The following is a 23,032-nucleotide window of genomic DNA, read 5'->3' as shown; positions in this document are numbered from 1 at the left end:
ATGTTCTTAATCTCCTAAATATGCCTTCTTTACTTCTTCACTTTCTTTTAATTCTTCAGTAGTACCTTCTAAAATAATATTTCCAGTTTCTATAACATAACCTCGGTTAGCTACTGATAATGCCATTTTTGCATTTTGTTCTACTAAAAATATTGTTGTTTTAAAATTCTTATTTATATTTTTTATTATATGAAATATTTCTCTTACTACAATTGGAGATATTCCCATAGAAGGTTCATCTAAAAGCAAAATTTTAGGTTTTGCCATAAGTCCTCTACCTATAGCTAGCATTTGCTGTTCTCCTCCACTTAATGTTCCTGCATATTGATTTTTTCTTTCTTCTAATCTAGGAAACATTGTATATATATTTTTTATTTCCTCATTTAATTTATTCATTTTTATATTTCTTGAGTAGGCTCCTATTTTAAGATTTTCTTCTACTGTAAGTTTTGAAAACACTCTTCTTCCTTCAGGAACTAAGATTACAGATTCTTTTACTACCTTATGTGCGGGATATCCAGTAATATTTTTTGAGTCCAGCATAACACTACCTTCTTTTGGTTTTAAAAGACCTGCTATAGTTTTTAAGGTTGTAGTTTTACCAGCCCCGTTAGCACCAATTAAAGTTACAATTTCTCCTGATTCTATCTTCAAAGAAATACCTTTTAATGCTTGTATATTACCATAATAAGTTTTTATATTATCAATTAAAAACATTTTCATCTACCTCCTTGCCAAGATAGGCTTCTATAACCTGTGGATTGCTTGCAACTTCTTTTGGATTTCCATCTGCAATTTTAATTCCGTGATCTAAAACTACTACTCTATCAGAAATATTCATGACCAAACTCATATTATGTTCTATTACAAGCACTGAAATTTCCTTATTTCTTATAGTGTTAATTAGACTCATCATAGCAGTAGTTTCTTCCATATTCATACCAGCAGTTGGCTCATCTAAAAGTAATAATTTAGGTTCACTAGCTAAAGCTCTAGCTATTTCTAACTTTCTTTGATTGCCATATGAAAGATTTCTGGATATTTCATCCTTATATTCTTCAATTCCTACAAATTTTAAGAGCTCCATACTTTTTTCCACAGTTATCTTTTCTTCTTCTTTAACCCATTTAGGTCTAAGAATAGAACTCCAAACCCCTGATTTTGACTTTATATATCTAGCCATTTTTACATTTTCAAGTACAGATACGTTACCAAATAACCTAATATTCTGAAACGTTCTTGCCAATCCTTTATAAGCAATTTTGTAAGGCTTCATATTATTTGTTTTTTCCCCATTTATGAATACCTCACCAGATGTGGGAGCATAAAGGCCTGAAACTATATTAAAAAAAGTAGTTTTTCCTGCTCCATTAGGACCTATTAGACCTACAATTTCTTTTTCTTCTATGTTCAAATCCACATTTGATACAGCATTTAGTCCGCCAAAAACTTTACTTACCTTTTTAGCTTCTAATATACTCATTTGCTTACGCTCCCTTATTTATATTAATTTTGTTTTTCTTTTTAAAGCTTATGTTTAATATTGAATTCTCTCCAAATAATCCTTGAGGTCTGTACCTCATCATTATAACCATAAGCAATCCATAAATAAGTATTCTATAATCTTTAAGCCCTCTTAAAAGTTCTGGTGCTATGCTTAAAATAACTGCACCAATTATAGAACCTTTTATACTTCCAAGCCCTCCTATTACTACCATGCTTAGTATTATAGAAGATTCAGTAAAACCAAAACTATCTGGACTTACATAGGTAAAATAATGTGCAAAAAGTGTTCCTGCTATACCTGCATACATAGCCCCAATAGCAAATGCAAGAACTTTATATTTTGTAGTGTTAATCCCAAGAGTGTCTGCCACAGTTTCATCTTCTCTTATGGCAATTAATGCACGTCCAAACCTTGAATTAACCATCCTATTCATTGTAAAAGTGAGTATTACTATGATTACTAATTCAAGTATGAAGAAATTAAACATACTAAAATTATGTCCTAGTATAGATACTGGTTTTATGTTTCCAATTCCCATTGGACCCCCTGTTATCTTTAAATTCAACATAAGAGATTGAATAATTAACCCAAGCCCCATAGTCACCACTGCTAAAAAATCCTCTTTTACCCTAAGACTTGGAAGTCCAAGAATGGCACCTATAATCCAAGTTACTAAGGCAGATATTGGGAGAGTAATCCATATACTACATCCAAACTTCACTGATAAAATTGCTGCAGTATATGCTCCTATAGCATAAAAAGCAGCATGTCCAAGAGAAACCTGTCCAGCAAATCCTGTAGTCAAATTTAATCCTAAAGTTAATATTACATATATTCCTGCTACAACCAGTATATTTATAAAATAAGAATTAAATATATCCAAAATTATCACCTACACTTTCTCTATTTTCTTACCAAACAATCCAGATGGTCTTATGAGAAGCACAAGAATTAATATAACAAAAGCAAAAGCATCCTTCCCTACTATAAAATTTCCTAAATATCCATCAGCAAAGGATTCTACTATGCCAAGAAAAAGCCCTCCAACAATAGTACCTGGAATACTTCCCAATCCACCTAACACCACAATAGCAAAGGCTTTCATACCAGGCATAGAACCCATAGCTGGATATACTGCATTGAAATATAGGGCAACTAAAGTTCCTGCCACTCCAGCCATAGCAGAACCTATAATAAAGGTAATAGATATTATTTTATTTACATTTATGCCCATCAGACTAGAAGCATCAAAATCCATAGATACTGCTCTCATAGCCATACCGTTTTTGGTATATTTTAAATATAAATGCAAAATAATTATAAGTATTATAGTCATTACGATTATGTAAATTTGATAATTTGTAATAGAAATATTCTTAGAAAGATTATAAGTTTTTACAGGAGTTATTGATTGCTCCGGAAAAGCTATAGTTTGAGAACCATAGATAATTCTATATATATTTTCTAAAACTATAGCCATCCCTATACCACTTATTAAAGCAGTTATTTTAGGAGCATTTCTCACTGGCTTATATGCAAAAATTTCTATAAACCATCCAAAAAAAGCTGAAACAATCATTGCTGCAACTACTGCTACAAATATGTTTGTATGAAATAATGTAATGCAACTAATTGCTGCAAAAGCTCCTGCCATATATACTACACCATGTGCAAAATGAAGCAATTCTAGAATTCCATAAATCATAGTAAGCCCTATGGCAATAAGCACATAAACACTTCCCATTGTAATACCATTAAATAGTTGTTGAAAAAACATATACTTACCTCCGAATATTAAACTAAAAGGGAAATAAAAAGCTGTAAAACTTTTTTAATTTCCCCTTTTCAAACTTCTAACTATTTATACTCTTGACTCTTAACATAAGTAAATTTTCCATTTTCAACTTTAGTAATTATAACTGGTTTAATAACCTCATTTTTATCATCAAAGGAGAACTTTCCTGTAACACCCTCAAATCCTTTTGTAGCTGAAAGAGCTTTTCTTATAGCTTCTTTGTCTGTACTATTAGCTCTCTTTATAGCATCTGCTAGTACAAGTACTGAATCGTAAGATTGTGCTGAAAGCATATCTGGTTCCTTATTAAATTTTTCTTTATAAGCTTTTATAAACTCTTGAACTATTGGTCTTGGTTCTTCTCTGAAAAATGGAGTAGTAAATTGCACTCCTTCTACACTCTTTCCACCAAGCTCCAAAAACTTTGGTGAATCAAATCCATCATCTCCGAAAATAGGAACTGAAATTCCTAATTGTCTTGCTTGAACACAAATTTGTGAAGCCTCATTATAATATGAACCTACATATATTGCTTGTGGATTTTTCTCCTTTACCGTAGTGAGAAGAGCTTTAAAATCCTTAGTTCCATCTACAAAATTTCTACTTATAACTATTTCTCCACCTAATTTCTTTGCTTGACTAGTAAAACCATCTGCATTGGTATTGCCATAGTCATTGTTTACATTAAGTATTGCTACCTTTTTTAATTTTTTTTCTTTTACCACATATTCTGCCATAGCAGCACCTTGAGCTGGTCCTGCATAAATTGCTCTAAATACAAATTTTCCTCCTTGAGTTATATCCGGATTTACAGCATAAGCAACTACCATAGGTACTTTTGCTTGCTGAACCACAGGGGATACTGTTTTGCTTGGAGTACTATAGGATCCACTGACTAAAGCTGTAACTTTTTCTTGTTGTATAAGCTTTTGAACTACATTCATAGATTCTGGTGCCTTTGCTTGATCATCCATTGTAACTAATTTTATTTGTTTTCCAATAACTCCACCTTTTTTGTTTATTTGCTCCACAGCAAGAGTTGCACCATCCCTAGATTGAATTCCATCTGTAGCGGCATCACCTGTATAAGGACCAAAAGTACCTATTTTTATTTCCTTGTCACCGCTGCTTGTAGAAGCTTGTTCACTTGAACAACCTGAAAAAGTAGTTATTAATCCCGTAATAACCATAGCTGCAATTACTTTCAAAAGATTTTTTTTCATTGTTTATTCCCCCTTATATACATAAATGTGAATTTACATTTTCAACATTACATATTCACATACTATTTCTATAAAAACTTCTAGTTTCCTTCCATATTTTTGAATTTTTCCAAATTTTTATAAAATTTTATTCACACAAATTTGTACTTTACATATAATGAATATATAGATTAATTTATTATTCAAGGTACCCCCATATATCGATAAATTTCCCTATCACCTCCAATCTAAAAAACAAGCTCTAAGCTGCATATATAACCTTTCATACAATGCAATCTTAGAGCTTGTTATTAAACTTATTTGTTATACTTATTTTCTATTTCATTCCAAACTTCTTCATCACTCTTATCATTTATTATCCTGTACTTGTTTTCCTCTAAAGATGTATCGAATTGACATATTGATGGATAAACACAATATTCACAAGCATCTCCATTTTTGTGTTTACTAGGCTTCACACCTATATTACCTTCTAATATTTGCTCACATAAAGAGGCTATAGTATCCCTTACATATTTTCTTAAAAGATTAAATTGCTCTATTGTAGCAACTGAAGAAAAGGATTTAGACAAAGTACCATCCTTTTTTATGGAAGCTGGTATAATATCAGAAGTTTTTTCTATTTCATTATCCATTTCTCTTATAATATCAGGATCATCTAATAATAATCCATTCATTTTTAAGGCTTTCATTATTCTCTCTTCTATTTCTGAATCAACAATATCTCCTTTTGTCTTTACTATTGGGTCGTCTAATTTAAAATAAAGAATTCCTCCTGGAATAGCATCTTTATTCATTTCTTTTTCAAGTTCCGTGAGCATAGCATCTAAGTATATTAAAAGCTGCATTTGTAAACCATAATATACATCTGAAAGCTTAAATTCCTTTGTTCCAGATTTATAATCTACTATCCTTAAATAAGTATTCTCCTCACTGTTCATACTATCTACTCTATCAACTCTTCCTATAAGGCTTACAGTTTCACCAGAATGAAGCTGTAGGGAAATAGGTGGGAAATCTCCTGAATTACCAAATGATAATTCATACCCAGAAGGTTCAAATCCTCCCCTTTTCATATGCTCAGTTATAAGCCACACTGATCTATTGAGAATTCTTTTTGCATTATTAGTTATATGCTTATATCTTTTAGAACTATTAAATACAGAACTAGGCATACTTTCTAAAATTTCATCCACTATTTCAGAAACTTCTCTCTCGCACCATTCACTATCAATTTCCTTCCAACTTAAGTTTTCTTCCTTAAGTTTGCTTGAAAATACTTGAAGTACATTATGCATAAAGCTTCCCAAATCAGGTGAACTTAATTTATATACTTTTCTTTCCTTCGCATTAAGTCCATATTGTATAAAATAAGAAAATGGACAATTTACAAACTTTTCAAGTCTAGATACACTTATATTCAAATGCCTTCCATAAAGCTTTCTTACCCTATTTGTATCCATAATTTCTGCTTCGTTACTATATGAAAAACCATTAAATATATTTTCAAGTTTTTTATTCCACTTATCACTTTTATTGTACCATCTATACACATCTAGCCACATAGGCGTTATATATCCATTAGAATCCTTCTTAATATTTGATATAAGCTTATTAAAGGTTGCTCTAGGTCCTGTTACATACTTTAATTTTTCTTCATCATTTTGTATTTCTATTAAATTGCTTTGTTCTTCCACATTGCTAAATATCTTTTTAATTCTACCTATTACTATAGAAGGTCTTTTTGTTTTTCCACCTTCATCTGCTATAGAATAGCTTAGTCTTAAATATTTACTTACAGTGGTCAAGGTAGTATACACCAAAAATTGTTCTTCAAAGGCTCTACTTCTAGTATCCTTTGCAATTTCTATTCCTCTTCCCTTTAAGATCTCTCTATCACTATCTGTTAACACTCCTTCTTGGGCTAATGCAGCTGGAAAAACTCCGTCATTAACTCCAACAATATATAATACAGATACATCATGACTTTTAAGTCTCGTAACACTACCAATGAGAACTTGATCTAAAGCTGGTGGAATTACCCCTATTTCATATTCATCAAAGCCTTTAGATAAAACCTGTGAAAAGGTTCCAATAGCTAGCGTTTCCTCTCCCATTACTTCTACTATTTGGTCTAAAACCTCCATTACTATATTCCATATCTGACTATATTCATTAGCTTTATCTAATTCTCCATTTTCCTTAAAATATTCTATCCATGCAGCTACCTTTTCATCTAATTTTATATTACATAAAAAATTGTAAAGTCCTTCACATATAGCTCTTCCTTTTTTTCTTCCTTTTATATCTTTAGATAGTTTAATAATAGGTTCTCTTATTTTATCTCTAATTAAATTTATCTTGTTCAGAATTTCCTTTTCATAATCCGATATTTCTTTCTTTTCAAAACTATAGCTTAAACCAAAATCCCAAGGTTCTTCTTTAATCCAAGCATTTCCTTTAATTCCGTTACTAAGCACATAATTTTCTATTAAATCCATATCTTCCTTAGTTAACTCTAAAAGTCCTGTTTTTAAATACCTAAATACAGCTTCATAGCTCCAATTTTGGGATAATATTTCTACTACAGACATTATTAGCATTATAATAGGATTATCATTGATTTTTCTTTTTTTATCTATAAAATAAGGTATATCGTATTCCTTAAAAATTGCACTAAACAAACTTTCATATCCATCCAAATCCCCACTTATTACTGCAATATCTTTAAACCTAAACCCATTATCTCTACACATTCTAACTATATCTCTTGCTGTGTCTTCCACTTCTGTGTATTTATTTAATGCCTTAAAAATACTTATGTCTTGACACTTTTCTTTATAAATTTTATATGGATAAGAAAATAAGTATTTTTCTAAATGTTGAAGTTCCTTAGTATCTTTGAATCTATAGCAAGGACTACATTTTAATGCAATTGGTTTATCATATTTTATATTTTTTTCTAAAACAATTTTTAAAATTTTTTCTTCTGTACTTTTAGTTGGTAAAAATACATCTGTACTATTATCAGCCGAGCTGCAATCTAAATAGTCCGTACATAAAGTTATGTTAATCCTTTTAGTCTTATCCATAAGCCTATCTAAAACTTTATATTCTTGAGGAGTAAAGCTTGAAAATTCATCTATCCATATTTCTGCTTCATCAAACATATGCGATTTTGACATTTTTTCTGCCAAAATAGTTAAATCATCTTCTGAATCAATATATTTTTTATGAAGTCTTTCTTCAAATTGCGAAAAAATTAATATTAAATCTTCCATTTTGTTTCTTAAATTTTCATTTTCTATTCTATCTAAAGTGCTATTTAAGTTTTCCAGGGTAATATCGTATCTTTTAAATTCTGTTATAATATCAGAAACCGTAGTAATAAACCCTTGTCTTTTTACTGACTTCCTAAAAACCTTGAGTTTACCACTATTCTCCTCCATTATCTTATAAATAAGCATACTCTTCCCCGAAGCATTCATATGCTTTTTTGTAAGTCCTCCTACCTCATTTAATACCTTATATGCCATCCTTCTAAAGCTCAAAACTTGTGCTTTAAGCATTCCGGCTTCTCCTATAGTTTTTATAAGATTTTTTTCTGCTTGAAATGAGAACTGTTCAGGCACTAAAAGAATTAAAGGATTATCTGCTCCTTCATCTATCCTTTTTTTAATATCATTTAAGCAAAAATGGCTTTTACCACTACCTGCTCTTCCATATATAAATCTCAAACTCATAATATATTCTCCTTCAATGTATACTCAACTCTTCATTATTAACTATTAACTGCTGAAGTCTTGCTTATATTATATCATTTACTTAAGTTTAATATTTTAAATATAGACAAAAGGGCTGGAATACTAATTAATTAGCATTTCAACCCTTTTAACTGTCAACTTTCCATTGTCAATTCTATTTTAGTGTATCAAAAGTATACCCTTTTGATTTTAAATATTCAATTACCTGAGGAAGAGCTTGTACTGATGTAGTCTTAGCTCCAGCATCATGCATTAGAATTACTACAGTATCTGAAGTTGTATATTTTTTAAGGTTACTAAGTAAAGTGTTAACTGGAACATTGCTATGTTCGGCATCTCCTGTTTCATCATTCCAATCTACATAATGATACCCAGCTTTTGTAACAGCCTCTCTAAAAGGTGCTAATTTGTTTCCAAAAGAGCCTCCTGGAAATCTTGTAAGCTTTGAATCATATTTATCACCTACTATGGACTTAATCACAACATTACCTTTATCCAAATCTTCTACAAACTTTTGTGGACCTTCTTTATAATTCAATTGATGACTATAGGTATGATTTCCTACTGCATTTCCCTGAGCTATTTCCTGTTTTACAAGTTCAGGATTATGTTCAGCATTTTTTCCAATCAAAAAGAAAGTAGCTTTTATATTATTTTTATTTAGTATTTCTAATATTTTAGTAGTATTTGGTGATGGACCATCATCAAAAGTTAAATAAGCTACTTTTTTTCCATCCGTTCTTTTTGCTGCCCAAGGTTTGTATGCTCCAGCAGACAGATTTTCACCTGATTCATTTTTGTTATCTTTAGGAACTTGACTTTCTCTTTTATTTGCAATACTTTCACTAGAATTCTTCTTTGCATTTGCAGCATTTACAACTGCATTTTTTTTACCTATCATTCTATTTACTGCAAAAAAACCAGTACCCACAACAACTAGCGCACAAATTGCTGCAATTATCCTATTTCTTCTTATAGTTTTTCTTTTTTCATTTGTTTCATCATGATTATTCATGAAAATCATCTCCTATGTTTTTGCTTAATTAGTAAGTTCAAATTGACTATTGTAAAGATTTGCGTAAAAGCCTCCTTTTTTAATAAGTTCTGTGTGATTACCATTTTCAATAATTTCTCCATTATTCATAACTAAAATTAAATCAGCATCACGAATAGTTGAAAGTCTATGTGCTATTATAAAGCTTGTACGACCCTTCATCATAGATAAAAAGGCTTTTTGTATGCTTAACTCAGTCCTGGTGTCAATACTACTAGTTGCTTCATCCAATATAAGCATTGGAGGATCTATCAGCATTACTCTAGCTATAGTTAAAAGTTGCTTTTGTCCTTGAGAAAGGTTTTCACCACCTTCAGTAATAATAGTATCGTATCCTTTAGGTAAACTTTTAATAAAATTATGAATGTGAGCAGCTTTTGCAGCTTTTTCTATTTCCTTAATAGTTGCTTTAGGTTTCCCATAGCTTATATTTTCTCTAACAGTACCTGCAAAAAGCCAGGTATCTTGAAGTACCATACCAAATGCACCACGAAGACTATTACGAGTTATTTCTCCTATATTTCTCTTATCAACAAAAATTCCTCCACTATTTATATCATAAAACCTCATTAATAAATTTACCATAGTTGTTTTACCTGCACCAGTAGGTCCTACAATAGCTATTGTACTGCCTGATTTTATATCGATATTTAGATTTCTAATTAATGGCACATCTTTTCTATAAGAAAAACTTACATCTTTAAAACTTATATCTCCATAACATTCTTTTAATGTAGATGAATTCTCTGCCTCTGGTGTTTCCGGTATTTCATCTAAAATGGAAAACACTCTTTCAGCAGCTGCAACTGCAGCTTGAAGTTGAGTAGTAACACTAGTTATATTATTAATAGGTTGTGAAAATTGTGTTGAATATGTTAAAAAGCTTGATATTTTACCTATGCTTAGTCCACCTACTACCGAGCATATTCCTCCAACTACACCAACTAAAATATATGTAATATTATTAACAAATCTGGTTGAAGGGTTTGTTAATGATGAATATAACTGTGCAAAACGTCCACACTTATACAATCTCTCATTAATTTCTTTGAACACTTCCTGCGAATTTTTTTCATATCCAAAAGCTTTTACAACCTTTTGATTGCCTATTATTTCTTCTATATATCCATTTAGCTCTCCTACAGTTTTTTGCTGTTCCTTAAACATTTTATTAGATCTGGTAGTAATAAAAGATGCAATAAAAAAGCAAAATGGAGTCATAAGTAAAATAACAAGCGTTATTTTAGGACTCAAAATAATCATTAGCACTAAAGATGATAGTATAGTAACAATACCTGGATAAAATTGTGTAATACCTTGAAGTACACCATCAGATATAGCATCAATATCATTTGTTAACCTACTCATAATATCACCATGTGCATTATTATCAAAATAGCTTAAAGGAAGCATACTTATTTTATCAAAAGCTTCTTTTCTTATATCCTGTACAGTATGAAATGCTATAACATTTGCTATCATTGAAAAAATCCATGAAAACACTGCACTAATTACATAAAGTGCTGCTAATATATATATTAACTTTAATAGATAATTAAAATTTACTTTTCTATAACTTACAATATAATCTATTCCTCTTCCCACTAATAAGGGACCTATGACCATTAATAAATTGCTTATAAATGCACAAATTATAACAGCAAATATATGCAGCTTGTACTTTCCTACATATTTAAACAGCCTCAACAATGTCTTGTTCTTCATTTTTCTCGTCTCCCCCTTTATCTAATTGGGAAAGGTAGATTTCTCTATAGATGTTATTATTCTTAATTAACTCATCATGTGTTCCAACTCCAACCATTTCTCCATTATCTAAAACAACTATCATATCAGCATCTCTTATAGTACTTACTCTCTGAGTTACCATTATAACAGTCATATTATTCTTATTACCCTTAATAGCCTTTCTTAGTGCAGCATCTGTAACATAATCTAAAGCACTAGAACTATCATCCAATATTAACAATTCAGGATTACGTACTAAAGCTCTTGCAATAGTAAGTCTTTGTTTCTGTCCTCCTGAAAAATTTACTCCTCCTTGAGATATATTAGTATCATAGCCTTTAGGCAGTTTTTCAACAAAATCAGAAGCTTGTGCAATTTCTGCAGCTTTTTTTATTTCTTCATAAGAAGCATCCTTCAAGCCCCATCTTATATTTTCGGCCACACTACCTGAAAATAGAACTGCTTTTTGAGGAACAATTCCTATTTTATCTCTAAGTTCATTTTGCATATAATTTTTAACTTCAATTCCATTAAACATTATACTTCCTTTAATTACATCATAAAAACGGGGAATTAAATTTATAAGTGTTGTTTTTCCTGAACCTGTTCCTCCTATTATTCCAACTGTTTGTCCATGTTTTATTTGAAAAGAAACATTTTTTATAGCATATTCTTTAGAATTATTATAAGCAAAAGAAACATTTCTAAATTTAATTATAGTATCATCTTCATTTAAAGCTGTATAATTTTTAAAATTTAAGTTATCCGCTATTGTAGTTGATGTTTCAAAAATTTCATTTACACGCGCTGCTGAAGCAGCAGCTTTTGTAAATATGACTACCAAATTTGCCACTACAATTAATGCAGATAAAACTAATGTATTATAATTTATATAAGCTATAATTTGACCCTGAGTCATTGCACCTACATTTACACGCATACCTCCGAACCACAATATGGCAATAACTGAAAAATTCATTATAATATTAGTCATAGGGTTCATCAATGCTGAAATCTTTCCAACTCTAATTGCGGTATTTGCAAAATCTTCATTTGAATCTTCAAATCTTTTCTTTTCATAACCTACTCGGGCAAATGCTCTTATAATTCTAATTCCTGAAAGATTTTCTCTAAGAATCAAGGCTAATTTATCTAACTTTTTTTGAACTAATTTGTATAGTGGAATTGACTTGCTCATTATTAAGTATAAAACAAAAGCAAACAATGGCAATGCTAAAAGCATAATAGTAGAAAGTTTAATGTCTAAAAATGTAGCCATTATAACTCCTCCTATACACAAAAATGGTACTCTTATAGCTAATCTAATAACCATTGCCACTGACACTTGAAGCTGATTGACATCATTTGTTATACGATTAATTAAAGAGGATGTCCCAAAACTATCAATTTCATTGTGTGAAAATGTTCCTATTTTTTCAAACAAGGCATTTCTAAGCCTGGTTCCAAATCCTTGAGAAACTATTGATGCATAATATTGACAAGTAAAAGAAGATATAACCCCTAATATAGCCATACCTCCCATTATTCCTCCTATTTTTAATATGTAGGAAATATCATTATGCTTTATACCATTATCAATAAGAACTACCATAATTGTTGGTATCAAAAGCTCAAAAATAGCTTCTAATAATTTAAATATAGGACCCAATATAACTTGCTTCTTATATGGTTTTAAAAAATGTAACAACCTAAACAAAACTAATCCCCCCCTTAAAGTGTAATAAATTTAGTGTTATTGTAATTTCTTGTAACATTATATCAAAAAGAAATGTATATTAAAAATACTTATTAAGTATTGAATCAATATAAAATTTATATGGATTTAAAAATATCTGTTTATCCGATGACTACATGCTCTAATAATCTAACTCTTCAAGTTATATTAAAGACCAGGTACGTCCCTGGATAACGATTTCTAAGCTTCAGCTAGATTTAAATCTATCTGGAGCTAAGAAATCTGTTTATACTTTGTTTATATTTAGTTTATGAAAAATCAAGACACTTATTTTAAAATAGAATTAAAGAAAGATTTACCATACAAATTAAAGGGAGATGGTCTTAAAATGAAAATTAATAAAAGGCTGGCTATTATTTTAAGTTTTGCTGTAGGTACTTTAATGTTTGCCAGCACCGCTATGGCGGAAGTTGCATCTAAAAGTGGATATGATCAATTAAAAGATTCTTTAAAGTATACAGCTAATAGCCTAAGTAGTAAACTTTCAAACTATACACTTGATATGTCACTTGTTATTAAAGATAATAATACTGTTATTTCTTCTACAAATGTATTAAATAAATGTGACTTATCGAAGGGTGCTAAAGAACAAACATCAAAATCCACTAATACTTTAGAACCTAATGGCACAGGAGAAAGCTACTACTACACTGATAAAAATTCTTCTATCTCACATAATAGTGATGAAGATTTTTATCGTGTGATTGAATTAAAAGATTCTAAAGATAAAAAGATTTTTACAAATCCTTTTGAAGAAAAACAAGCAGGAGATCTTGAGAAAATATCAGATGCTCTTGTAGGTAATTTGAAAGATTCTGTTGTGGTTGCTCAAAATGCTGATGGAAGTAAAAAATTGTCTGGTTCTTTAACTGAAGCACAAATTCCTGCACTTATAAATGCAGTAACATCTTTTGAATTTAAAAACCAATTTAGAATGTATAATCCTAATGAAGCTACTAGCAATAGGGCAAAAATGTCTAAAATCACAAAAGACATTTTTGTAAAAGAAGTTAAAGGAACTATGGATGTAAACAAAGATGGATTAGTACAAAATGTGCTTTTCACTGGAACACTTTCTGGTAAAGATGAACAGGGCTCAGAACATACATTAACTTTTGAACTCTTAGGAAAAGTAACTAATATTAATTCAACTACAGTTAATAAGCCTGATATTTCTGATAAAAAAGTTCAAAAGCAAGTTGAAAAAGATGATAATAAACTATCTAACGCTAAAGCCTATATCGGAAAATACAAAAGTGATCTTGTAATACAAAAAGATAATAAATTTGTTAAAATAGGTGAAAGAATTGTAACTATTACTAGTTTAGATGACAATGGCATTTCTGGAAGCTATCATGAAGAATATACAAAAGGCTATGAAAGCTACGGAAGTAGTAAAGATGATTTTAACTTTAATGAAAAGTTTAATAAACAAAATGATCTTTCTCTAAGGTTTAACTGTACTAATTCTTCAGGCAAAACTGTAAAAGCCCATATATTTATTAATCCACGTTTTTCATCTATAAATTTTAATATAGATGGACAAAGTTCAAACAAAAGTGTACTATTTGGTGATTCATTCGATAAAGTATTTGAATAACACTCATAAGATAACTTGGTAATACAGGTTATCTTTATCCTGTTTTTTATAGTTAAAACCCAAGGAGGTATATAAATGAAAAAAGTTATAGAAATAAATAGTCTTACGAAAATATACAAAAACGGAAGAGGTATAAAAGATATTAACCTTGAAATATGTCAGGGTGATATTTTTGGTTTTTTGGGTCCTAATGGTGCTGGCAAAACTACTGCTATGAAAATAATGACTGGACTTGTAAAACCAGACAGTGGTGATGTTAAAATTTTAGGTTATAGTGTTTTAGAACAATTTGAACAAGCTATGGAAAGGGTAGGCTGCATTATAGAAAATGCTGAATCCTATACCTATTTAACTGCTTTTGAAAATCTAAAACAATTCTCAAGATACTATAAAAACATTGATGACAAAAGAATTGATGAAGTTTTAGAACTTACAGGTATTTTAAAATATAAAGACGAAAAACCAAGAAAGTTTTCTCTTGGTATGAAGCAAAGACTTGGAATTGCTGCTGCACTTTTATCAAAACCTGAAGTTATCATTCTAGACGAACCACTAAACGGTCTTGATGTTGAAGGAATGATATCTATAAGAAACATTATAAAAACTTTAGCTGAAACAGAAAAAATAACATTTTTTATATCAAGTCATCTTATCCATGACATTGAACTTACCTGCAACCGTATTGGTGTATTATATGATGGAAAGCTTCTTAATGTGGATACTACTGAAAACATATTAAAAAACTATGCTTCCCTTGAAAATTATTTTGTTAGCGAGGTGGAACGAAATGGAAGGATTTAAAGCAACTTTAATTAATGAAATTGAAAAACTATATAAAAAGAAAAAAGTTTTAGTAGCAGCAATAATATCACTTATTTTTATTGTACTTGGACAATTATCTATTATTGCTTTAAGGAATGGTTTTGGATTACGCGGAGTTTCCAGTATGGATTTTCCTATACTTGTGCTTTCTGTAGTTGTTAATACAATTTTACCTTTGTTTACTGCACTTGTTACTATAGATAGCTTTTCTGGAGAATTTTCTCATAACACCATGAAAATTGCACTTACAAGACCTATTACTAGATTAAAATTTTTTGTCTCAAAACTCACTGCAATAATGTTATTTGTACTTGCAAATCTTCTATTTGTGATGATTTTTTCTATTATAGCAGGCTTTCTATTTAATTCAAATTCTTTTACCTTAAATGCTATTATTAGAATATTAGTTTCTTATGTTGTCACATTAATGCCTATGATGGTTTTATCATTGATTATTGTACTTTTTACAAATATAATAAAAAGCAGTGTAGGTGTATTTTTTATATCTATCTTCATTTTTATTATTTTCAAAGCACTAGAAATTATTTTTTATAGATATTCTGGTCTATTTTTTACATCTATGCTTAATTGGTATACCTTATGGATTATGAATACTATTCCATTTTTTAAAATTCTTCGTCAGTTTATACTGATGTTAAGTTATGATATACTTTTATTTACAGGAAGTTACTATTTATTTGATAAAAAAGATTTTTAAGGTGAAAAAATGGATATAAAAAAACGTCTAATAACATTTAATTCTATAACTATTATAATTCCCTTTATTGTTACAATAATTATCGCTTATATGTTTATTTTTATTTCTTCAGCATCTGTAAGTAGAGATATAAGTTATGATAATTTCAAAAAGCTTTTAACCATAAAATCCGAATTATTGGATTTAAATACAAATATATCAAAACAAACTTCTTCAGATATTGAAGATGTACATCTGCAGCAATATTTATCTAAAAGACTTTTAAGTATAAATGGGGAATTTATACTTACCAAAGAGGATAATGTTATATTCGCCTCAAAAAATATAAATAAAATTGATATAGCCAGATGTTTAGAAGAAGTGAAAAATAATTCTATGCAAAAAAACATTAAAATTAATAATATTTCTTATATTGTTGAAGTAGTATCTCTTAAGTTTAAGGATGAAATTTCTGGTAACGTAATATTATTAGCACCAGATAATCATGAATCTCAATTTATTGAAAAATTTATTATATTAATTATTGTAGTATTTTTTATTTGTTTTATATTAGTTAATACACTTATGTCCTATCTTTTTTCCAAGAGAATATTAAATCCAATATCTCTCCTAAAAAATGCTACTGCAAAAATTAGCAAAGGAGATTTAGATTATGAAATTATTGAAACTGGTGATGAGGAAATCAGAGAACTATGTAGTGATTTTGAACATATGAGAATTGAATTAAAAAATTCTATTCATATGAAAATGAAGTATGATGATAACAGAAGAATGTTAGTTTCTAGTATATCTCATGATTTAAAAACACCTATAACTTCCATAAAAGGGTATGCTAACGGCCTTTTAGATGGTGTTGCAAACACCCCTGAAAAAGTAAAACATTATTTAAAAACTATTTATTCAAAGGCTGAACTAATTGATGTTATGATTGATGATTTACTTTTATATTCAAAACTAGATTTAAATCAAATTCCTTTTAAATTTGAAAAAACAAATATTATTGAATACTTTAACTATTGTATTTGTGAGAGCGCACCTGAACTTGAAAGGTCTAATATAAAAATTCATTTAAAAAATGATTTAACCCATTCCAAGTATGTTATGATTGATAGAGACAGATTAAAAAGGGTAATATTAAACATTATTGATAACTCCCGTAAATATATGGATAAAAATAATGGTGAAATTGTAATAATGCTTAGAGAAACTAATTCCAGTATTGTTATTGAACTAAGAGATAACGGCCATGGAATTGATAAGAATGATACAAATAAAATATTTAATAGATTTTATAGAGGTGATTCTGCAAGGACTGGTGCAAGTGGAAGTGGTCTGGGACTTGCCATTGCAAAACAAATTGTAGAAGGACATAATGGTAGAATATGGGCTGTAAGTCACGAAGATAAAGGTACAAGCATATTAATATCATTAGCTAAAATACCAGAAGAATAGAGAGGATATTATGAAAAAAATTTTAATAGCTGAAGATGATTTAAGTATTGCTGAGCTTCAAAGAGACTATCTGGAGCTCTCAGAATTTGAAGTTAAAATATGTATGGATGGTGTAGAAACTTTAAACTGCTTAAAAGAAAATGAATTTGATCTATTAATTCTTGATATTATGCTTCCTAAAATTGATGGTTTTAGTATCCTACGCAGCATACAAGATACTAAAGATATTCCCATTTTGATTGTTTCTTCAAAGAAAGAAGAAATTGACAAAATAAAAGGATTTAACCTTGGTGCTGATGACTACATTACAAAACCTTTTAGTCCAGCAGAATTAGTTGCTAGAGTTAAGTCACACATAAAAAACTATGAGAGAATAAAAAATAAATTTGATAGTAATAAAAAAAGTGATACTATCCTAATAAGAGGTTTAGAAATACGAAAAGATTCTAGAGAAGTATTTGTGAATTGTAAGGAAGTAACTTTGGCTCAAAAAGAATTTGATCTATTACTTTATATGTCTGAAAATCCTAATCGAGTATTCAGCAGAGAGGAATTATTTGAAAAGGTTTGGGGACTTGATGCTATTGGAGATACCTCTACCGTTACAGTACATATTGGAAGAATAAGAGAAAAAACAGAAGCCTCTCCATCTAATCCTCAATATATTGAAACTGTTTGGGGTGCTGGATATAGGATTAAGGTTTGATCCTATATCCTCCTTTTTACACTCCATAATATCTAAACAAAGGTGAACAATTAGCCGTTAAAAACTGTTATTCTAATGTTATAGCTTCAATTCTCTTTAACAATTGATTTGTAAGCTTTTTTAATTCATCTGAATTCTTAGATTCAGCATAAACTCTACAAAGAGGTTCATCTGCATCTGGTAAAACTAATGCCCAACCATCATTAAAATTCAGCTTAACTCCTTCTATTAAATCTACAGATTTTGAATGATTTTCCTCTATAAGGTTTCTCATTACTTTTCCTTTTAGATTCCATGGACATTTTATTTCTTCTCTAGCAGTATAGTACTTTGGAATTTGTTCTAATATAGTTGAAAGTGCTAAATTGCTTGCTGCCATAAAATTGATAGTTAACATAGTTACACTTATAGCATCTAGTGTCATTAAATAGGAACTTACAACTTCTCTCCTCGTGATTCTATTTTCATGTTTTAAATAGTTATCTAATATAAATTTTTGTGAAGTTTTAGTTCTTACAAATTTACATCCACACATACTTGCAATTTCCTGCATGGTAGAAGATGCTGTAACTGGAGCAACTAATGTACTTATATTTGTAGTTTTTAACATAACAAGAGCATTTGTTGCATCATAAGCTTCATCTTTTATTATATTTCCCTTTTCATCTATAAAAGTTGCTCTATCGCATTCATCATCAATTCTAATTCCTAAATTTGAACTACTTTCTATTACTTCTTTTCTTAACCCTAAAATATTATTAAATTCATCGTATAATTTAACACTTACTTTCAGCTCCTGGAATATATCCTGAATTATATTTAATATCATAGGACTTTTAACGCTTAAGACAATCTTATACTTTTGTTTTCTTATATTTTTAACTCCTAATTCATTTATGAGCTGCCTTATATAATATTCTATAGAATTGTATATATGATTTATTTGCTTAAAACTATCGGTCTTAACCCTCCTGAAATCTTCTCTTATAAAACTATTTTCTATCTTTCTCTCTATGCCTTTATCTATATCAAGGCCATTTTCATCTATGAATACTATATTAACCTTTTGAGAATCCTCATTATCTATATAAACATGAATACTTCCCTGTACTCCAAAAAACAAGGTAGCCTGCCTTACTGCTGGTCTTGGCATTCTATGCAAGTCTAGTACTTCAATTCCCATAGAAAGTAATCCAGTAGCAAGGGAATATTTAAACATTTGAGCTGCACCATCATTACTGCAAGCTATGGCAACTTTTGAATCAGACTTTAAAAGTGATCCATAAGCAGCACCTAACTTTGATACAAATTCTGGTGTTATATCTACATTAACTTCACCACTTATGCCTCTCTTTCCAAACAGTGCCTTTGAAAACTTTCCTCCCCAAATTACATTTGATTTTACTACAGTACTAGCTTCAATAAGTTTGTTAGGCCATACCTTTATATTAGGCTTTATAATTGCTTTTTCTCTTATAAGAGTATCATCACCTATAGTTGCTTCTTCAAATACAGAAACTCTTGGTTCTAGTTGGACTTTTTTACAAAGAACAGCACCTCTTACTTGTGAATTATCACCTATATAACAGTTATCAAAAATTATACTTCTTTTTATAGTAGCATGATTTGACACTATGTTATTTTTTCCCATAATAGTATAAGGACCTATTTCTGCACCATCATATATTTTTGTTCCACTTCCTATATAAACCGGAGAACATATCAAAGCATTTTTACTTATTTGACAGTTTTCTCCCGTCCATATGCCATCTTTATATTTTTCACCTTTTATATTTACTTTTACTAAACCCTTTAATATATCAAAATGGCATCTTATATATTGTTCAATATTTCCAATATCACACCAATATCCTTCAGCTACATATCCAAACATAGGCTTTTTTTCATTTAAAAGTATTGGAAATAAATCATTACTAAAATCGAACTTTTGATTTTTTTCAAAGTAAGAAAATATCTCAGGCTCTAATATATATATTCCTGTATTTACCTTATCACTAAAAACTTCACTCCAGCTTGGTTTTTCTAAAAAACCTGTTACTCTTCCATCATTATCTGTTACTACTACTCCAAACTCTAATGGCACAGCAACTTCTTTTAATACTAAAGTAGATATAGCATTATTTTTTTTATGATAAGCAATGGCTTTGGACAAATCTATATCAGTTAAGGCATCACCACTTATAACTATAAAGGTATCATCAAGAAATCCTTCTGCATTTTTAACACTGCCTGCTGTACCTAATGGCGTTTCTTCGATAAAATATCTTATATTAACTCCAAATTCTCTTCCATCTCCAAAATAATTGATAATTTCATCTGGTAAATATTGAAGCGTAACCCCTATATCATTTATACCATTTTCTTTTAAAAGTTCTATGGCATATTGCATAACAGGCTTATCCATTATAGGCATCATTGGCTTTGGTATGTTACATGTTAAAGGTCTTAATCTAGTTCCTTCTCCCCCTGCCATTATTATAGCTTTCACTTAATACCATCCCCTTATTTTCTTTTTAGCTCTTTTTAGTTTTATTTTTTATCACATTAGAATTTTTCAATTTCTGTACAGATTCTACAGTTTTTGAATTTTTGACTTCTTCCAAAACTTCAATAGTTTGAGCTGTTATTTTGTCTTTTATATCTACAGCATCTCCTACTATATCTTTTGTTTTATCAGTTATTTTATTTTTTAATCTATCCATTAAACTCTTTTCTACTTTTTCTTTTAATTCTTCTTCCAACTTTTTTTCAACTTTATCCTTTAATTCAAATTTTAACTTTTCCTTAACCTTATCTCTAAGTTCCTCAGTTAAATTCTTTATAATATCATTTTTAACTTTATCCTCACTTTTTACTTCCCACTGACTGCCTTTTGTTTCTTCTTGAACCTGACTATACATGTTTATGGTTAAATCCGCTATTTTATCCCAAGTATATTTTTCATGAACAGTCTTTAATGCATTCTCTTTTACATAATTAGATAAACCATCATCTAATAACAACCTACTTACATTAATTGCCAAACTTTCCGCAGAAGATGTTATAGCTTTTAGGCCATTTATTTCATGATCAACTATTTCACCCAATCCACCAGTTTCTGACACAACTACAGGACATCCTGCTGCCATAGCTTCTAAAGCTACAATACCAAAAGGTTCATATAATGAAGGGAAAACTGCTGCATTTGCTACCCTGTACATTTTGTCTCTATCTTCATCACTTATATACCCTGTAAAAATTACCTTTGATTCTATACCCATTTGTCTTACTCTATCTTTTAGCTCCTCTGTCATAGGTCCTTTACCACCAATAATAATTTTAGTATCATTGTAGTTCTCCAGTATTTTAGGACATGCCTCTATTAACAAATGTATTCCTTTTTCGAATACATGCCTTCCAATATAAAACACAATTTTTTCATTATCACTAGCAAATCTTCTTCTAAAATTAATCCAATCAAATTCAAAATTAAACTTTTGTGTATCTACTCCATTAGGCATAACCCAAATTTTATTCCATGGTGATTGAAATATATCACTTATTTGCTGTCTCATATAATTACTGCAAGCAACTACTTTCCAGGATTCATAAGTTAACATCCATTCGGTAGAAGATATATATTTCTGCATATCAGTTTTTATGCCTCCATTCCTGCCATATTCTGTAGCATGAATAGTACATACCATAGGAATTTTAAAGGACCATTTTAAATTTTTTGCACTAAAAGCAGACAGCCAGTCATGTGCATGTATTAAATCAAACTTTCCAAACTTAACTATAAGACTTGCTGCTTTCTCTATTATAGAAAAGTTTAATTGCATAACCCACTTTACAAAATCACTTGTATCTATTTTATAAGGTGAAACCCTATGAACAAAAACACCATTATCGTTTTGTTCTTCAGGTGATGTGCCTTCTTCACAGGTTATTACATGTATTTCATGTCCTTTTTTACTTAATGCCTGGGATAAATAGTAAACATGATTTGATAAACCACCTACATTTTTGGGTGGATACTCCCAAGAAATCATTAAAATTTTCATTTTAAACTCCTCCAATTTTAAATAAACTTAAATCGTTAATCACTTAGAAAAATTTATTCAGACGTGTAAAAAAATTTATACACAATGTAAGAACACTCTGATGAAGTCAAAGAGTTCTAATATCTGAAACTCTAATATAATTATGAATCATTAACAGCAGATGTACTTTTTAAGAATAACGCTATGAGTTGTAAATAAGATTTGACTTATAAGACCCATATATTAAAACATCCAACATTAACATTATATTTTATCATCAAACAAATGCGTATATCCTTTAGATGTATAAATTGGATATAAATGGTTCAAAACTATATAAATAATTATAAGTGTTTTTTTTAAAAAATCAACTGTTTTAATTTTAATTTTTGCTGTATTAAGTTTATATTTAGAATTATCAACATATAATTCTATTTAACTCCTAAAATGTCACTTTTTCTTTAAATAGCTTCATTTTATTTTATTTTTATTTACAATATATTCTTAATTATTTAAGTATTTCATGTTTAGTATTGTTACATTTTGACACATTTCTATACAGTCATATTGCTATCATGTATTTACACATGGTTTTACATTTAAGTAAATATTCATTTATCAGAAAATACTTGCAGAATGCCATAAAGAGCTTAATCTGGACCAATTAACAATTCTTAATGCACAATATCTTTAATTTCATAACCTTATATTTCATAGCCTCTAAACAATTTACTTAACAAAAAAATAGATAAATTCAATAATCTGAATTCATCTATTTTTATATTTTGAATTTAAATTTACTTTTCAAAGACAATAAACTTTAAATACTACTTTAATTTGAAAGTT

16 protein-coding genes are annotated in these 23,032 nt (G+C 29.4%); 5 read left to right on the top strand and 11 right to left on the bottom strand.

Going from position 1 to position 23,032, the window contains the following annotated elements:
* Positions 1 to 6: 6 nt before the first annotated feature.
* The 9 genes from Ccar_RS23270 to Ccar_RS23230 all read right to left on the bottom strand — a co-directional run bounded on the left by Ccar_RS23270 (position 7) and on the right by Ccar_RS23230 (position 12,806).
* Positions 7 to 717: an ABC transporter ATP-binding protein gene (locus Ccar_RS23270; protein WP_007059186.1), complete on the bottom strand. Its 711-nt coding sequence runs from the start codon at positions 715 to 717 to the stop codon at positions 7 to 9.
* Positions 704 to 1,483: an ABC transporter ATP-binding protein gene (locus Ccar_RS23265; RefSeq protein ID WP_007059187.1), complete on the bottom strand. Its 780-nt coding sequence runs from the start codon at positions 1,481 to 1,483 to the stop codon at positions 704 to 706. Before Ccar_RS23265 ends, Ccar_RS23270 begins: the two co-directional genes overlap by 14 nt.
* 4 nt (positions 1,484 to 1,487) lie before the next feature.
* Positions 1,488 to 2,399 (bottom strand): branched-chain amino acid ABC transporter permease, encoded by a 912-nt coding sequence (locus Ccar_RS23260; RefSeq protein WP_007059188.1) that lies wholly within the window; start codon positions 2,397 to 2,399, stop codon positions 1,488 to 1,490.
* Positions 2,400 to 3,284 carry a branched-chain amino acid ABC transporter permease gene (locus tag Ccar_RS23255; RefSeq protein WP_007059189.1) on the bottom strand — a complete coding sequence of 295 codons (885 nt, stop codon included), beginning with the start codon at positions 3,282 to 3,284 and terminating at the stop codon, positions 2,400 to 2,402.
* Positions 3,285 to 3,364: 80 nt separating this feature from the next.
* Positions 3,365 to 4,525 carry an ABC transporter substrate-binding protein gene (locus tag Ccar_RS27510; RefSeq protein ID WP_048030449.1) on the bottom strand — a complete coding sequence of 387 codons (1,161 nt, stop codon included), beginning with the start codon at positions 4,523 to 4,525 and terminating at the stop codon, positions 3,365 to 3,367.
* A gap of 296 nt (positions 4,526 to 4,821) precedes the next feature.
* Positions 4,822 to 8,268, bottom strand: a complete 3,447-nt coding sequence (addB, locus tag Ccar_RS23245; RefSeq protein WP_007059192.1) for a helicase-exonuclease AddAB subunit AddB — start codon at positions 8,266 to 8,268, stop codon at positions 4,822 to 4,824.
* A 175-nt stretch (positions 8,269 to 8,443) separates the two neighbouring features.
* Complete coding sequence (locus Ccar_RS23240) at positions 8,444 to 9,304, bottom strand: polysaccharide deacetylase family protein (protein WP_007059193.1); 861 nt, start codon at positions 9,302 to 9,304, stop codon at positions 8,444 to 8,446.
* Positions 9,305 to 9,328: 24 nt separating this feature from the next.
* Entirely contained in the window at positions 9,329 to 11,068 is a 1,740-nt protein-coding gene (locus Ccar_RS23235) for an ABC transporter ATP-binding protein (protein WP_007059194.1), read from the bottom strand.
* The gene (locus tag Ccar_RS23230; protein ID WP_007059195.1) at positions 11,037 to 12,806 is read right to left on the bottom strand and encodes an ABC transporter ATP-binding protein; all 1,770 of its coding nucleotides are present in this window, start codon (positions 12,804 to 12,806) and stop codon (positions 11,037 to 11,039) included. Before Ccar_RS23230 ends, Ccar_RS23235 begins: the two co-directional genes overlap by 32 nt.
* A gap of 367 nt (positions 12,807 to 13,173) precedes the next feature.
* On the opposite strand from Ccar_RS23230, the gene Ccar_RS23225 reads away from it, so the two are divergent.
* The 5 genes from Ccar_RS23225 to Ccar_RS23205 all read left to right on the top strand — a co-directional run bounded on the left by Ccar_RS23225 (position 13,174) and on the right by Ccar_RS23205 (position 18,143).
* A complete protein-coding gene (locus Ccar_RS23225) occupies positions 13,174 to 14,445 on the top strand; it encodes a hypothetical protein (protein ID WP_034826723.1) in 1,272 nt (423 codons plus the stop codon).
* Positions 14,446 to 14,520: 75 nt separating this feature from the next.
* Positions 14,521 to 15,246: an ABC transporter ATP-binding protein gene (locus tag Ccar_RS23220; protein ID WP_007059197.1), complete on the top strand. Its 726-nt coding sequence runs from the start codon at positions 14,521 to 14,523 to the stop codon at positions 15,244 to 15,246.
* Positions 15,233 to 15,985 carry an ABC transporter permease gene (locus Ccar_RS23215; RefSeq protein ID WP_007059198.1) on the top strand — a complete coding sequence of 251 codons (753 nt, stop codon included), beginning with the start codon at positions 15,233 to 15,235 and terminating at the stop codon, positions 15,983 to 15,985. Before Ccar_RS23220 ends, Ccar_RS23215 begins: the two co-directional genes overlap by 14 nt.
* 9 nt (positions 15,986 to 15,994) lie before the next feature.
* A complete protein-coding gene (locus Ccar_RS23210) occupies positions 15,995 to 17,437 on the top strand; it encodes a sensor histidine kinase (protein ID WP_007065116.1) in 1,443 nt (480 codons plus the stop codon).
* A gap of 10 nt (positions 17,438 to 17,447) precedes the next feature.
* Positions 17,448 to 18,143 (top strand): response regulator transcription factor, encoded by a 696-nt coding sequence (locus tag Ccar_RS23205; RefSeq protein WP_007059200.1) that lies wholly within the window; start codon positions 17,448 to 17,450, stop codon positions 18,141 to 18,143.
* A 67-nt stretch (positions 18,144 to 18,210) separates the two neighbouring features.
* Here Ccar_RS23205 and Ccar_RS23200 read toward each other — a convergent pair whose 3' ends face one another.
* The gene (locus Ccar_RS23200; protein WP_007059201.1) at positions 18,211 to 20,652 is read right to left on the bottom strand and encodes a sugar phosphate nucleotidyltransferase; all 2,442 of its coding nucleotides are present in this window, start codon (positions 20,650 to 20,652) and stop codon (positions 18,211 to 18,213) included.
* Positions 20,653 to 20,677: 25 nt separating this feature from the next.
* A complete protein-coding gene (locus Ccar_RS23195; RefSeq protein ID WP_156184595.1) occupies positions 20,678 to 22,207 on the bottom strand; it encodes a glycosyltransferase family 4 protein in 1,530 nt (509 codons plus the stop codon).
* Positions 22,208 to 23,032: the final 825 nt, after the last annotated feature.

It is taken from the genome of Clostridium carboxidivorans P7 (assembly GCF_001038625.1).
Lineage (GTDB): Bacteria > Bacillota > Clostridia > Clostridiales > Clostridiaceae > Clostridium_AM > Clostridium_AM carboxidivorans.
This window is presented reverse-complemented; position numbering and strand designations above follow the sequence as displayed.